At 61.5% G+C, this 14002-nt stretch carries 11 protein-coding genes and 1 pseudogene; 9 read left to right on the forward strand and 3 right to left on the reverse strand.

What is annotated here, in order from left to right:
* The first annotated feature begins 365 nt into the window (after window positions 1-365).
* From otnI to AC1Q8Q_RS31510, 3 genes are all read left to right on the forward strand, one after another.
* On the forward strand, window positions 366-1151 hold the full coding sequence (gene otnI / locus AC1Q8Q_RS31500; RefSeq protein ID WP_033044559.1) for a 2-oxo-tetronate isomerase: 786 nt from the start codon (window positions 366-368) through the stop codon (window positions 1149-1151).
* Window positions 1152-1247: 96 nt separating this feature from the next.
* Window positions 1248-2417, forward strand: coding sequence for a GGDEF domain-containing protein (locus AC1Q8Q_RS31505; RefSeq protein WP_151142487.1), 1170 nt, complete (start codon window positions 1248-1250; stop codon window positions 2415-2417).
* 30 nt (window positions 2418-2447) lie between these two features.
* On the forward strand, window positions 2448-2945 hold the full coding sequence (locus AC1Q8Q_RS31510) for a hypothetical protein (RefSeq protein WP_225441922.1): 498 nt from the start codon (window positions 2448-2450) through the stop codon (window positions 2943-2945).
* On the opposite strand, the gene AC1Q8Q_RS31515 is transcribed toward AC1Q8Q_RS31510, so the two are convergent.
* Both AC1Q8Q_RS31515 and AC1Q8Q_RS31520 read right to left on the reverse strand, forming a co-directional pair.
* The gene (locus AC1Q8Q_RS31515; protein ID WP_151142489.1) at window positions 2932-3453 is read right to left on the reverse strand and encodes a GNAT family N-acetyltransferase; all 522 of its coding nucleotides are present in this window, start codon (window positions 3451-3453) and stop codon (window positions 2932-2934) included. The genes AC1Q8Q_RS31510 and AC1Q8Q_RS31515 overlap by 14 nt on opposite strands.
* A 45-nt stretch (window positions 3454-3498) precedes the next feature.
* Window positions 3499-3708 (reverse strand): annotated as a pseudogene (locus AC1Q8Q_RS31520) (NUDIX domain-containing protein); the annotation flags it as partial.
* Between the two features lie 464 nt (window positions 3709-4172).
* On the opposite strand from AC1Q8Q_RS31520, the gene AC1Q8Q_RS31525 reads away from it, so the two are divergent.
* Window positions 4173-4391, forward strand: coding sequence for a DUF4287 domain-containing protein (locus AC1Q8Q_RS31525; protein WP_020800050.1), 219 nt, complete (start codon window positions 4173-4175; stop codon window positions 4389-4391).
* Window positions 4392-4413: 22 nt separating this feature from the next.
* On the opposite strand, the gene AC1Q8Q_RS31530 is transcribed toward AC1Q8Q_RS31525, so the two are convergent.
* The gene (locus AC1Q8Q_RS31530) at window positions 4414-4629 is read right to left on the reverse strand and encodes a hypothetical protein (RefSeq protein WP_083348871.1); all 216 of its coding nucleotides are present in this window, start codon (window positions 4627-4629) and stop codon (window positions 4414-4416) included.
* A 173-nt stretch (window positions 4630-4802) separates the two neighbouring features.
* Here AC1Q8Q_RS31530 and lldD point away from each other — a divergent pair, with 173 nt between their 5' ends.
* The 5 genes from lldD (at window position 4803) to AC1Q8Q_RS31555 (ending at window position 13840) form a co-directional block, all read left to right on the forward strand.
* Window positions 4803-5948, forward strand: coding sequence for an FMN-dependent L-lactate dehydrogenase LldD (lldD, locus tag AC1Q8Q_RS31535; protein ID WP_168757898.1), 1146 nt, complete (start codon window positions 4803-4805; stop codon window positions 5946-5948).
* 37 nt (window positions 5949-5985) lie between these two features.
* Window positions 5986-6753, forward strand: coding sequence for a metallophosphoesterase (locus tag AC1Q8Q_RS31540; protein WP_168757897.1), 768 nt, complete (start codon window positions 5986-5988; stop codon window positions 6751-6753).
* Window positions 6754-7011: 258 nt separating this feature from the next.
* Window positions 7012-7530 (forward strand): hypothetical protein, encoded by a 519-nt coding sequence (locus tag AC1Q8Q_RS31545; RefSeq protein ID WP_020800054.1) that lies wholly within the window; start codon window positions 7012-7014, stop codon window positions 7528-7530.
* A gap of 84 nt (window positions 7531-7614) precedes the next feature.
* Window positions 7615-9321 (forward strand): amidase, encoded by a 1707-nt coding sequence (locus AC1Q8Q_RS31550; RefSeq protein ID WP_083348868.1) that lies wholly within the window; start codon window positions 7615-7617, stop codon window positions 9319-9321.
* Window positions 9322-9742: 421 nt separating this feature from the next.
* The gene (locus AC1Q8Q_RS31555; protein WP_492615945.1) at window positions 9743-13840 is read left to right on the forward strand and encodes a bifunctional nitrate reductase/sulfite reductase flavoprotein subunit alpha; all 4098 of its coding nucleotides are present in this window, start codon (window positions 9743-9745) and stop codon (window positions 13838-13840) included.
* Window positions 13841-14002 lie beyond the last annotated feature (162 nt).

Below are 14002 nucleotides of genomic sequence, written 5' to 3' on the forward strand. Positions count from 1 at the left end.
GGCACCGAACGTCAGGGGCAAGAGCCCTTGGTTACTTGGGGCTTTTCCAAGTGACTCGCCGTAAGGGCGAAACCATAGGTGGCCGTTACCGCAGGAATGGATATGTACGCAGTCAACAAAATCCGCATTGGCCGTCAGGACGCCTTCGCCGGCAAGTCGGATCGCCGCACCGCTGACTCCTACAGGTTTTCCAGGTGACTCGCCGCATGGGCGAAACCCTAGGTGGCCGTTACCGCAGCAATGGATATACACCCAATCCAAATATGCGCCTGCAGCACCCAACTTAAAGTGAACAGCATTACGCATCTACAAGGACTTTTTCGCTTAACTGAACCTACGCTGGTATTTTAATTTCAGGAGTCACCATGCCTCGTTTCGCTGCCAACCTCAGCATGCTCTACCCGGAACACGATTTTCTCGACCGCTTCGCCGCGGCCGCTGCCGATGGATTCCAGGCGGTGGAATACCTGTTCCCCTACGACTACAGCGCGCAACAACTTAAACAGCGGCTGGACGACAACGGCCTGGTCCAGGCCCTGTTCAACGCCCCGCCCGGCAATTGGGCGGCAGGCGAAAGAGGCGTCGTCTCCTTGCCTGGCCGTGAAGCGGAGTTTCGCGAAGGTTTCGACCAGGCCCTGGAATATGCCGCGATCCTGGGCAATGACCGCATCCACGTCATGGCCGGGCTGCTGGCGAGCGAAGCAGCCCGTGCCCGACACCACGCGACTTACCTGGAAAACCTCAGCCACGCGGCGACGCAAGCGGCCAAGGTCGGCGTCACTGTGTTGCTGGAGCCGATCAACACCCGCGACATGCCGGGGTTTTTCCTCAACCAGCAGGATCAGGCCCAGGCCGTCTGCAAAGCTGTCGGCATGGCCAATCTCAAGGTCCAGTTCGACATCTACCATTGTCAGATCGTAGAGGGGGACGTGGCGACGAAGCTGCGCCGGGATTTCGCCGGCATCGGCCATATCCAGATCGCGGGAGTGCCGGATCGTCACGAACCGGACCTGCACAACGAGTTGAATTATCCCTACCTGTTCGAGCTCATCGACCAACTGGGCTACAACGGTTGGGTGGGTTGCGAGTACCGGCCGCGCGGCAACACCAGCGAGGGGTTGCAATGGATGCGCGATTGGCAGGCGCGCTGATCTGGCTTCACTTTTCAATGCGCTGAAATCTGCGAAAAACCGCCCCAGCCTTTACAATCACGCCTTTCACCGCAGATCAGAAAGGTTCTACAGGTTATGGCGCTCGACCCTCCCACGATGTTGACGATTTCGACCGCCCTCGCAGCCGCCGCCGCGCTGTACCTGGCGATCGAATGGCGGAGCATTCGCGAACCCTCGCTGCTGTTCTGGAGCGCGGGGTTCGCCACCATCACCCTGGGGTCGACCCTCGCCTTGCTGCGCGGGGCCGGCCTTTTGCTGGTTGGCATCTGGTTCGCCAATGGCCTGCTGGTGGTGGCCCACTGGTGTTTTCTGCTGGGCGTCGCGCGCTTCACGCAGACGCGGCTGTCGCGTGCCTGGTACCTGATCTTCGTCGCCTGGGTGGCCTTGCTGTTGTTGCCGGACGAGCCGTCGTGGTCGAAGGCCATGCTGCTGGCCAATTCGCTGCTGGTCGCCCTGGTGACACTCAGGGCCAGTTTCCTTTTGCGTCCCCATGGCAAGTCGTTGAGCGTGGGGGCGGTGCAACTGCGCTATGTGCTGTTGGCCCATGGGTTGTTCTATCTTGCCAAGTCAATTACCGCCATCGTTCCCGGCACGCTGATCGACCTTGCCGCGTTTCGTGGCGAGATCATTCAGATTTCCCTGGTCGAAGGCGCGATGGCGATCATGCTGATCGCCCTGTCCATGACCGGTACCGAACGCTACAGGCGTGAGAAACGCATCGCCCGGCTGGCCGCCCGTGATCCGTTGACCGCCCTGTACAACCGCCGCGCCCTAGAAGTGCGAGCAGCGCGCCTGCTCGATAACGTCTCCACGGCAAGACCCGGTGCCTTGCTGTTGATCGATATCGACAATTTCAAACAGGTCAACGACCTCTATGGCCATATGGCTGGCGACCGCCTGCTCGTCACACTGAGCGAGATGATCCGTTCGGTCCTGCCTGAAGGCGCACTGGCGGCGCGGCTGGGCGGTGATGAATTCGTGATCCTGCTGGGCAACGCATCGCATGAGCAAATCGTCGGGCTGGGCAGCGCGCTGCGTGAGCAGTTCCACCACGCTGCCGCGCAAGCGTTCGCCACACCGCAAGCGGTAACCCTGAGCATCGGCGCCAACCTGTTCGACCATCCACCAGCCAGCCTCGCGGCATTGATCGAGCAAGGCGATGCGGCGCTCTACCAGTCCAAGCGTGGCGGACGCGACAGCATACGGTTGGTCGATCTGACCTTTGCCAGCAACGAACCGCTTTGATTTCTGAGGATTGCATTGCGCGGTTCGCGTATGAAACTCCGGGGCTCGCGTGCCAATCCAACTTATCCTCCAGCCATTGGACCAAGCGCCGCGGGGCATCAGGTTTCCTGCGTCATCGTTGACGACCATCGCGAGCAAGCTTGCTCCTACAGGGGCCCGGGCAAGATCGCTGTAAATGCGTTTGCCGCGATTCCAGTAGGAGCGAGCACGCTCGCGAAAAACCCGAGCACGATATCTGCGCATGTCTTTACTGCTTCGGCGGCCATGGTGGGCGTATGCATTACGGTGATCGGTATTTTCCAGGTGGTTACCACGCTGAGAAGTGAAGACTCCCTGGGTGATGACTTTCTCGCGATGAACGCCATCCTGCATTTGATTACCACGCGGCTGTCCTACTGGGCATTGCGTACCAGCAACGTGAACCGCAATCATTTCCTGGAAAAACTGGTCGACGTTCTTTTTCTTATCGCCTTGACCTGTACCACGGCCATTGCAGGTTTCATCACCTGGGCGATCACTGTGCATTAGTGTCTGGAACAAGCGCGCGGACGAATCGGCATTCGACTTCCGGTTCTTCGTTGCTGCGGGGTTGTTCAAGCACGAATCCGCACCGGGACAGTACTTTTTTTGAGCCCACATTTTCCTTGAATACATAAGCCACCAGTTGCGTCAGTTGCCAACGCGCCTGCGCTTGCTCGATCAGATGCCTGAGCGCCTGTGTCGCCAGGCCCTGCCCGCACGCGTCGCGACCGATCCGATAGCCCACCTCCGCACAACCAGTCGATGGGTTTATGTCTTTCAAGTTTGCCCGCCCTACAATTGTTCCGCTGCCGTCCTCAATAACAAACGGATGCCAGGTGCCGATGGCAAAACCGGACAAGTAGCCTTCGATATGTTCGGCGACGCCTTGCGATGAGTAAAAAGAAGGGTCGCGCGCATCAATATGCGATTCGAACCATGCACGGTTGTGGATTTCGAAGGCCAGCAAGGCGTCCGTATCCGTACTTTTCAGCTCGCGAATTCTGAATGCGTTCATGCATCAACTCTCCAGTGCTTGAGGCCCGAGCGTGACCGTCTGTCCGGCGTTCCAGCAACCCAGGTCACTGACAATCGAGGCATCGTCTATTCCTGCCTCCTCGCTCAACTCACGAAGCGCGGCTTCGGCGGGTGTTTCACCTGACTCGATGGTGCCTTTGACCAGTTGCACGCCTGCCAGCGGATGGCGAAACAGAAGGATGCGGGGCCCGGCAGTACTCGAGAGGATGACGGGGCAAGCCTTGTTTGGTGACATGGCGACGTCCTTATCGACAATGAAGCCAGCATCATACGGCGTTTGACATGCATTTGTAGGAGCCGGCTTACCCCGTCGAGAGGCTTCGTTCCGGTTCTGCGCAGTGCGGCGGGCCCTGTAGGAGCGAGCATGCTCCGGGCGGCGTTCCGACGAAAAACCTGAGAGCACCGCGGGGTGTCAGGCTCCCCGCGTCATCGTTGACCTCCATCGCGAGCATGCTCGCTCCTACAGGCTTGTCGCCGTGACGGCGAAACCATAGGTGGCCGTTACCGCAGGAATGGATATGTACACCTGAAAGACAATCATCGGCTATCAGGGCAGGACCCACTTTGTGCCAGAAGTGGACGGCAGCTTCAGTGCAGGCTAAAAAGTAACGTTACCGGCGCTGCGTTGGGAGCATTACCCCGACTTTGCAGAGCGCTCGGCACATCCCCTGATAACCCGGCAAAAAAGGAGTTTTGAACGTGACTGAAGAGACAAAAACGAAAGGACCCGCCTCGTACTTCCCTTCAATCGAAAAAAAGTACGGGCACCCGGTCACCCACTGGTTTGATCTGCTCAAGACCGTCAGCAGCAAGAAGCACATGGAAATGGTCGCCTGGCTCAAGACCGAGCACGGCTTGGGGCATGGCCACGCCAACGCGCTGGTCGCCTATTTCCTGGCCAACGCGAAGAATCAGTGACGGGCCTGGATCGGCTGTCCCCTCACGCCAACTTGATCCTGCCCCCCTGAATCTCATCCCGCGCAATCCGCAAGTCGGTGGCGTCCTGATTGAGCCGATGAATCAGGTTGAGCAAGCGTTGGCGCAACACTTCGTCCTTGAGCTGTTCAGCTGCACGCATCACATCCAACGCCGCGCCTTCATTGTTGGTGGCGACGGCGTCGAGCAGTTTGCGCAGGCTTCTTGATGGCCGATTCATGGGTCGTTCCCTGAGTTTTGGTTGAGCCGGATCATAGGCGCGTTATGTTTCGTCCATGTTGCAGCCACAAAAGGTTTGAACGGCATTTTCTGCAGGGATGCGATTGCATGGGCTAATCTGCCTTCACGCTCGACAGACGTCACCGTCCCTCATCAGCCCGAGGCATCGGCCCTATGATCATTTCGTCCGCATCCGACTATCGCGAGGCAGCGCGTCGCAAGCTGCCGCGTTTTTTGTTCGACTACATCGATGGCGGAGCCTATGCCGAGCATACGCTGAGGGCCAACAGCGCCGACCTGACGCAGGTCAGCCTGCGCCAACGTATCCTCAAGAACGTCGAAGCATTGAGCCTGCAAACCACCCTGTTCGATCAACCACTGTCGATGCCCATCGTGTTGGCGCCGGTAGGCCTGACGGGCATGTTTGCCCGTCGGGGAGAGGTGCAGGCGGTCAAGGCCGCCGAGAAAAAAGGCATCCCGTTGTGCCTGTCCACTGTCTCGGTATGCTCGATCGAAGAAGTCTGCGCCAACACTCAACAGCCGATCTGGTTTCAGTTGTATGTCCTCAAGGACCGGGGCTTCATGAGAAATGCGCTGGAGCGCGCCAAGGCTGCCGGCGTGCAGAACCTGGTGTTTACGGTCGATATGCCCACGCCCGGTGCCCGCTATCGCGATGCCCACTCGGGCATGTCCGGTCCCTACGCATCGTCCCGGCGCATGCTGCAGGCCATGACCCGACCCGACTGGGCCTTCAATGTCGGCCTGCTGGGCCGCCCGCATGACCTGGGTAATGTCTCGAAGTATCTGGGCAAGGCGGTTACGCTCGAGGACTACATCGGCTGGCTGGCCAACAACTTCGATCCCTCGATCAGCTGGAGCGACCTGGAGTGGATTCGCGATTTCTGGAAGGGCCCGATGATCATCAAGGGAATTCTCGACCCCGAGGACGCCAGGGATGCGGTGAGTTTTGGCGCGGACGGCATTGTCGTCTCCAACCACGGCGGCCGCCAGCTGGACGGTGTGCTCTCCACGGCCCAAGCCTTGCCGCCTATCATGCAAGCGGTCGGCGATGACCTCAAGGTGCTGGTCGACTCGGGGATCCGCTCGGGACTGGACGTGGTGCGCATGTTGGCCCTGGGAGCAAAGGGGGTACTCCTGGGACGCTCCATGGCCTATGCGTTAGCGGCCGACGGTCAACGCGGGGTGGAAAACATGCTGGATATTTTCGCCAAGGAAATGCGCGTGGCGATGACCTTGACAGGCGTCACCGCCATCGACCGGATCGACGAATCGATTCTGGTGCGTCATCCTCTCAAGTAACCAGCCGACGACGTTCAATCCTGCCAGGAACCGTTCCATGCGCATCGCCTTGCTTTCCGATATCCACTTGTCCGTAGACGCCATGCCATTCCCGGCTGTGGAGGCCGATATCGTGGTCCTGGCCGGTGACATTTCCCGACCGGCCGCGGCCATCGACTGGGCCAGGTCAAGCCCGGCCCCGGTGTTGTACGTGGCGGGCAATCACGAATTTTATGGCAGTGACCTGAGCTCTACCTACGAGCAGTTGCACAGGTTGTCGCAAGGCACTCCGATCCACGTCCTGGAACGCACCGCATACGTTCATCACGGCGTACGCTTCCTGGGCTGTACCCTGTGGTCAGACTACCGTCTCTTCGATCGAGCGGAAGATCGGGCGCAGGGTATCGACATGGCCACCCGGCTGATCCGCGACTTCAGCCGCATCAAGGTTGCGCCTGACTTCCCAGACCTGTTCACGCCGGCCCTTTCCCAGATGCTGTTCATGCAGACGGTCGCCTGGCTGGAAGAATGTTTTGCCGCCGACCCCGGCATCCCCACGGTAGTGATCTCGCATTTCGCGCCGACCCGGTTGAGCATCAGCCCGGCTTTCGCCGATTCGCCGATCAACGCAAGTTTCGTCTCAGACCTGCAGGAGCGGATCGAGGCGTGGCAGCCCGCGCTTTGGCTGCATGGCCATACCCATGGCAGCTTCGATTACCGGATCGGCGACACCCGGGTCATCTGCAATGCCCGTGGCTATGCCAAAGAGGGCGTCAATGAAAATGCTCGATTCAATGCCGCCCATGTGATCGAGCTGAACCTGTGAAACCCGTTGCCATGCTCGGCTGGCGGCCCCTGCCCGCCTCATACCAAAGCATTACCCTGCTACACCCTTGTCCAGTGGTCGCGAGCAATGTTTACCCCTACATTGCCAATACCTGAAGGGCACAGTGCCATAAACCCTTTGGGCCCTGCTCATGGACTCGGCGCAAAAAGCGTATCGCACCGCGCAATGCTGGATTTAGAATCGATCGTGGCCACCCCACTCGCCCCCTTCGGCAGTTTCGCCAACGGACATAGACCCATGGACATCGCACCCCGTTTCATCATTCATGAAACCGCCCACTGGATCCTCAACCACCATATGTCTTCGGCGCTCCCCGGCTATCTGGTGCTGGGCACCCGGCACAACGCCAATTCGCTGTCCGACCTGCCCGAGCAGGCCCTGGTGGAGATGGGCGTGCTGCTCGCCAGCATCCAGAAAACCCTGCAAGCGGAGTTGAAGCCCAAGTGGCTCTATATCAGCCGCTTCGGCCATGACCCACGCTTCCCCATCCATTTTCATTACATACCGGTCTACCAGTGGGTCGAGGACCAGTTCTGGGAGGATGAGCGCTACCGGCTGCTGGAAAACTTCGGCACCAGCGCCGCCGCGCGTACACTGACCGATGGCGCTGAAATGACCCTGTTCATCTGGCGTGAATTTGGCGAGAACTCGCAACTACCGGCCATTGAAGGGCCTTCGATCGACCAAGTCATCGACCATTTGCGCACCTGTTTCAATCCGGTGAACCAGCGCCTGCGTCTTCAAGTCGATCGCTGACTTCGACGAGCGCGGTGCTAACATGACGGGCGTACCCGGATGCCTCACTCAGCGCATCCCCCATCAACACTCGGCAGTCACCGCATGATCGAAGTCACCGAAGTTTCCATTGCCCAACTGCGCGCTGCGCTCGAATCCGGCCAGACCACTGCCGTTGAGCTGGTCCAGGCTTATCTGGCCAGGATCGATGCCTACGACACGCCCCAGACGCCCACCGCGCTCAACGCGGTGGTGGTGCGCAACCCCGACGCCTTGAAAGAGGCACAGGCCAGCGATGCCCGTCGAGCCAAGGGCCAAACGCTGGGCCCGCTCGATGGCATCCCCTATACGGCCAAGGACAGTTATCTGGTCAAGGGGCTCACCGCCGCCTCCGGCAGTCCGGCTTTCAAAGACCTGATCGCCTATCGCGATGCATTCACCGTTGAGCGCTTGCGTGCTGGCGGTGCCATCTGCCTGGGCAAGACCAATATGCCGCCAATGGCCAACGGCGGCATGCAGCGTGGCGTGTACGGCCGCGCAGAAAGCCCGTACAACGCCGACTACCTCACCGCCCCCTTCGCCTCGGGCTCTTCGAACGGCGCAGGGACGGCCACCGCCGCGAGTTTTGCCGCCTTCGGCCTGGCTGAAGAAACCTGGTCGAGCGGTCGCGGCCCTGCGTCCAACAATGGCTTGTGTGCCTACACGCCGTCACGCGGCGTGATCTCGGTGCGCGGCAACTGGCCGTTGACGCCGACCATGGACGTCGTCGTGCCGTTTGCCAGGACCATGGCCGACCTGCTCGAGGTGCTTGACGTGGTGGTGGCCGAGGACCCCGACACCCGCGGCGACCTGTGGCGCATGCAACCCTGGGTGCCGATTCCGCCCGTCGCCTCGGTCCGCCCCGCGTCTTACCAGGACCTGGCCGCCAATGCCGCGGCACTGGCCGGCAAGCGTCTGGGCGTACCACGCATGTACATCAACGCCGACCCTGAAGCCGGCACCAGTGAAGCCCCTGGCATCGGCGGCCCGACCGGGCAGCGCATCCACACCCGGCCTTCGGTGATCGGGCTCTGGGAACAGGCACGCCAGGCCTTGCAGGCCGCCGGCGCCGAAGTCGTCGAGGTCGATTTTCCCCTCGTCTCCAACTGTGAAGGCGATCGCCCCGGTGCACCAACCGTGTTCAATCGCGGGATCGTGTCCAAGGAATTCCTGCATCACGAGCTGTGGGACCTGACGGCCTGGGCGTTCGACGATTTCCTGCAGGCCAACGGCGATCCGAAATTGAACCGTCTGGTGGATGTCGACGGGCCACTGATTTTCCCGCACGACCCGGGCACCTTGCCCAACCGCGAAGGCGACCTGGCCGCCGGCATGGACGAGTACGTGCGCATGGCCGAGCGCGGCATTACCCCGTGGGACCAGATCCCGACGGTGCCTGATGGCCTGCGCGGCCTGGAACAGACCCGCCAGATCGATCTTGAGCAGTGGATGGATGGGCTGGGGCTCGATGCAGTGATTTTCCCGACGGTCGCCGACGTCGGCCCGGCCAATGCCGACGTTGATCCGGCAGCGGCGGACATCGCCTGGAGCAACGGTGTCTGGGTGGCCAACGGCAACCTCGCGATACGTCACCTGGGTGTGCCGACGGTCACCGTGCCGATGGGGGTCATGCCGGATATCGGCATGCCCGTGGGGCTGACCTTTGCCGGTCGCGCCTATGACGACTCGAGCCTGCTGCGCCTGGCGTCGGCGTTCGAGGCCTGTGGTTCGAAGCGCTTGATTCCACCGCGCACGCCACCGCTGGGCAAGTGATAATGCGGTTGGGACTGGAGCGGAACAGGCGCCAGTCCCGCCACCGCCACCGACTGGTGCACTTGGGTGCACATGGCGCTTTATAAAAGTGCAGGCAACCGGTGCGCACCGTTCATTTGAACCGCTGTTCAACGATTCCCTCCTGCACTCCCCTCGCCGACGATCCGCACAAGACCGCGCTTTTCATCCGGCAAAGCCGTGCGCTCGCAGCCCCGCCCGCCTGCGTATCGACAACGATCGCGACCTCAAGGGCATTTCTGGCGCGTGACTTGCTAGGAACACCTCAACCCTGCAGTCAACGCTGATTGCATGCATACGACAAAGGCGCCGTGTGTCCCCCGTTTTTTCTGACGGTGGGCCGCATGGCGCCTTTTTTGTTTCCGGCATCGGCAACGGCCGGCAAAAGATTCGAGGGACGAGGATGACAAGCAAAACCGTACGCAGTGTATGTCCCTATTGTGGTGTGGGCTGCGGCATCGTCATGCAGGTCGAAAACAACCGCGTGGTCAAGGTCAGCGGCGACAAGGAGCACCCGAGCAACGCCGGCAGGCTCTGCACCAAGGGCACCACCTGCGGCCAGGCCATCGCCGAGTCGGGCCGGATGGAACACGCCTACCTGCGCCAGGAACGCCGCCGCGATCCGGTGCGCATTGCCATGGATAAAGCCATCAGCGAGACGGCCAACCGACTGCGCGACACCCTCGATCGCCACGGCCCCGATGCATTGTCGTTCTACGTGTCCGGGCAAATGTCGCTGGAAGCCCAATACCTGATCAACAAACTGGCCAAGGGTTTTGTTGGAACCGCAAACATAGAGTCCAATTCCCGCCTGTGCATGGCCAGCGCCGGCAGCGGCTACAAGCTCTCCCTCGGTTCTGATGGCCCTCCGGGCTCGTATCAGGACTTCGACCAGGCGGACCTGTTTTTCGTCATCGGCGCCAACATGGCCGACTGTCACCCGATTTTGTTCCTGCGCATGATGGACCGGGTCAAGGCCGGAGCGAAGTTGATCGTGGTCGACCCACGGCGCAGCGCCACCGCGGACAAAGCCGACCTGTTCCTGCCGATCAAGCCGGGCACCGACCTGGCATTGCTCAATGGCTTGCTGCATCTGCTGGTGAAAAACGGTCACACCGACCCGGCGTTCATCGCGGCGTTCACCGAAGGCTGGGAGGCCATGCCGGAATTTCTCGAGGACTATCCGCCGGCCAAGGTCGCACACCTCACCGGTCTGCCCGAGGCGGACATTCGCCAGGCCGCGCAATGGATCGGCGAGGCCGCGCAGTGGATGAGCTGCTGGACCATGGGGTTGAACCAGAGCACCCACGGCACCTGGAACACCAACGCCCTGTGCAATCTGCACCTGGCCACCGGCGCAATTTGCCGGCCGGGCAGCGGGCCGTTTTCCCTGACCGGGCAACCGAACGCCATGGGTGGCCGTGAGATGGGCTATATGGGGCCAGGCCTACCCGGCCAGCGTTCCATGCTGGTGGAGGCGGACCGCGCGTTCATCGAAGATTTGTGGAGCATCCCCCGCGACCGCTTGCCGCGCAGCGCCGGTGGCGGCACCGTGTCGATGTTCGAAGACATGAGCGCAGGACGAATCAAGGCCTGCTGGATCATCTGCACCAACCCGGTGGCGTCAGGCCCCAACCGCCAGAAAGTGATCGACGGCCTGCAGGCGGCAGAGCTGGTCATCACCCAGGACGCCTACCTCGACACCGAGACCAACCGTTACGCCGACATCCTGCTGCCCGGCGCGCTCTGGGCCGAGGCCGAGGGCGTTATGATCAACTCCGAGCGCAACCTGACGCTGATGCAAAAAGCCGTGGAGCCCCCGGGCGAGACGCTGCCCGACTGGCAGATCATCGCGCGGGTGGCCTGCGAGATGGGCTTCGCCGCGGCGTTCACCTACAGCACTGCCGACGCGGTGTTCGAAGAGATCAAGCGCGCCTGGAACCCCAAGACCGGCTATGACATTCGCGGCGCCAGCTACCCGCGCCTGCGCAACAAACCTTTGCAATGGCCCTGCGCCAGCGCTAGCGCGGCGGATCGCAATCCGATTCGCTACCTCAACAATGGCGAGAGTCAGGCACTCAGGGTCGAAGCCGACGGCAGCCAGCCGACGATCGTCTTCCCCACCGAGCGCGGCAAAGGCATCTTTCTCGCCCGTCCGCACATGGCGCCAGCGGAAATGCCCGATGAAACCTTTCCCTTCGTGCTCAACACCGGGCGCTTGCAGCATCAGTGGCACACCCTGACCAAGACCGGCAAGGTGGCGACCCTGAACAAGCTCAATCCGGGCCCCTTCGTCGAGATCCATCCCGAGGATGCCAGCGCCCTGGGCATCAAGGACAAGGACCCGGTCGAGGTACGTTCGGTGCGAGGTCGGGCCGTGCTTCCGGCGGTGGTGAGCGACCGCGTGCGCCAGGGCAACTGTTTTGCGCCTTTTCACTGGAGCGATGTGTTTGGCGAGAACCTGGCGATCAATGCCGTGACCAACGATGCCGTCGACCCGATCTCGCAGCAGCCCGAATTCAAATTCTGTGCGGTCGCCCTGCAACGTGTCGAACTGATCGACCATCAGTTCCTGCAAACGCCAGCGCCTGCCACCGTCGACTCATCCCCCTTACCAGAGGAACTCGCCATGTCGAGCATCGAGACCTTTGCCGATCTCGCGGGCATCCGTTGCCTGCCCTCCCCGCCATTGAACGACAGTGAACGCACCTACCTCGCCGGTTTTCTCAGTGGCCTGCAATCGCCAGCAGGGCGCCAGGCGGCTGGGGTGCCGGTGCTGCCGCCCAGCGCGCCGTTGGCCACCGAGACTCGTCTGTGGCTGGACGGACTCCTGGGCGGATTGTTCAGTCGGGTTGATGCGGGTGTAGCTGATCAGGCTGCAACTTTGGCGCCCGCCGTTGCAGAAAATGCCCTCGCGGTGACCTTGCTCTGGGCGTCGCAAACCGGCAATGCCGAAACCCTGGCCGAGCGCCTGGCCGCGCGCCTGCGCGATGACGGCTTCGCCGTGGAGCTGAGCGCGATGGCCGACTTCCCCGCCAGCAAGTTGGCCAGCACGCAGAATCTGGCCTTGATCAGCAGCACCTTCGGCGATGGCGATCCGCCGGACAATGGCGAAGGTTTCTGGCACACCCTCAGCACCGCCCAGACGCGTCTGGAGTCATTGCGCTTTGCCGTGCTGGCCCTGGGTGACCCGGCCTACGACCGATTCTGCCAGCACGGCAAACAGCTCGATCAGCGCCTGCAGGAACTGGGCGCCACCCGCCTGCTGGAACGGGTCGATTGCGACACCGAATTCGAGGAGCGCGCCGATACCTGGCTGGCGCAATTGCAGAAGACCCTCAGGCCCGAAGCTGTGGTCGTCGCGCATAGCCACACTGCCGCCAGCGCTGCCCAGACACCCGGCAAGGCCAAGCCCCATGCTTCGCGGCTGCTGGCCAATCTTCACCTGAACCGCCAGAGCCCGCACAAGGAAACCCGCATGTTTTCCCTGGACCTGGCGGATTCTGGACTGGGTTATGAGGCGGGTGACGCGCTGGGCGTCCATCCGCGCAATTGTCCGGAACTGGTCGACGAGTTGCTCGACTTGACCCGGTTAAATGGCGAGACGGCGGTGAGCGTCGATCAATGCGCCGAGGTGTCGTTACGTCAGGCACTGACCGAACACTTCGAAATCGCTCGGCCCAACAGCGACACCCTGGCTTTCATCGCCGAACGCAGCGCCAATCCCGGTTTGAAACAGTTGCTGGGCACTGAGCATAAGGCTCAGTTGAAAGAATGGTTGTGGGGCCGGCAACTGGCGGACGTGCTGCAGGAATATCCACTGGACTGCTCGGCGAGCGAGCTCCTGGGCACCTTCAAGCGCTTGCAGCCGCGCCTGTATTCCATCGCTTCGAGCGCCAAGGCGCATCCACGGGAAGTCCATCTCACCGTGGCGGCGGTGCGCTACGGCAAGCGCAAGGGCGTATCCTCGACCTTCCTCGCCGACCGCGCGCAGGACGCCGAGGTACCGGTTTTCGTCCAGCCAGCCAGACACTTTCGCGTGCCGAACGAAGGTGATGTGCCGATGATCATGATCGGCCCCGGCACCGGGGTCGCGCCCTTCCGCGCCTTCCTGCAGGAGCGCCGGGCGCGGGGCGACCAGGGCAAGAACTGGCTGTTCTTCGGTGAACAGCACGCCGCCAGCGACTTCTACTACCGCGACGAACTGCAAGGCATGCAGCACGATGGCCTGCTGACGCACCTGAGCCTGGCGTTTTCCCGTGACCAGGCCGAGAAAATCTACGTGCAGGACCGCATCCGCGAACAAGGCGCCGAACTCTGGCGCTGGCTGCAGGACGGCGCCCGGTTGTACATCTGTGGAGACGCCAGCTGCATGGCCAAGGACGTCGACCAGGCCTTGCGCCAGGTCGCCCAGCAACACGGTGGACTGGACTCGCAAGGCGCCGCTGACTACTGGCGGCAGATGAGTGAGCAGAAGCGTTATTTGCGGGATGTTTATTGAGTGGTCGGTGGTATCGGTGATAGAGCCGACCTTCATCGGTGCCTCTGCCAACGTTGATCGATGCCACGTCGAAGTTGTTTGGGGAGTACATATCCATTGCTGCGGTAACGGCGGCTTATGGTTTCGCTTTTACAGCGACTCCCTTTTTCAAACACCAAAAAG

The sequence above is a fragment of the Pseudomonas sp. GW823-FHT06B06 genome, assembly GCF_058795195.1.

Excerpts from the sequence above, each read along its gene's own strand:
- otnI (WP_033044559.1), top strand. The coding sequence starts at position 366 with ATGCCTCGTTTCGCTGCCAACCTCAGCATGCTCTACCCGGAACACGAT.
- AC1Q8Q_RS31505 (WP_151142487.1), top strand. The coding sequence starts at position 1,248 with ATGGCGCTCGACCCTCCCACGATGTTGACGATTTCGACCGCCCTCGCA.
- AC1Q8Q_RS31510 (WP_225441922.1), top strand. The coding sequence starts at position 2,448 with ATGAAACTCCGGGGCTCGCGTGCCAATCCAACTTATCCTCCAGCCATT.
- AC1Q8Q_RS31515 (WP_151142489.1), bottom strand. The coding sequence starts at position 3,453 with ATGAACGCATTCAGAATTCGCGAGCTGAAAAGTACGGATACGGACGCC.
- AC1Q8Q_RS31530 (WP_083348871.1), bottom strand. The coding sequence starts at position 4,629 with ATGAATCGGCCATCAAGAAGCCTGCGCAAACTGCTCGACGCCGTCGCC.
- lldD (WP_168757898.1), top strand. The coding sequence starts at position 4,803 with ATGATCATTTCGTCCGCATCCGACTATCGCGAGGCAGCGCGTCGCAAG.
- AC1Q8Q_RS31540 (WP_168757897.1), top strand. The coding sequence starts at position 5,986 with ATGCGCATCGCCTTGCTTTCCGATATCCACTTGTCCGTAGACGCCATG.
- AC1Q8Q_RS31545 (WP_020800054.1), top strand. The coding sequence starts at position 7,012 with ATGGACATCGCACCCCGTTTCATCATTCATGAAACCGCCCACTGGATC.
- AC1Q8Q_RS31550 (WP_083348868.1), top strand. The coding sequence starts at position 7,615 with ATGATCGAAGTCACCGAAGTTTCCATTGCCCAACTGCGCGCTGCGCTC.
- AC1Q8Q_RS31555 (WP_492615945.1), top strand. The coding sequence starts at position 9,743 with ATGACAAGCAAAACCGTACGCAGTGTATGTCCCTATTGTGGTGTGGGC.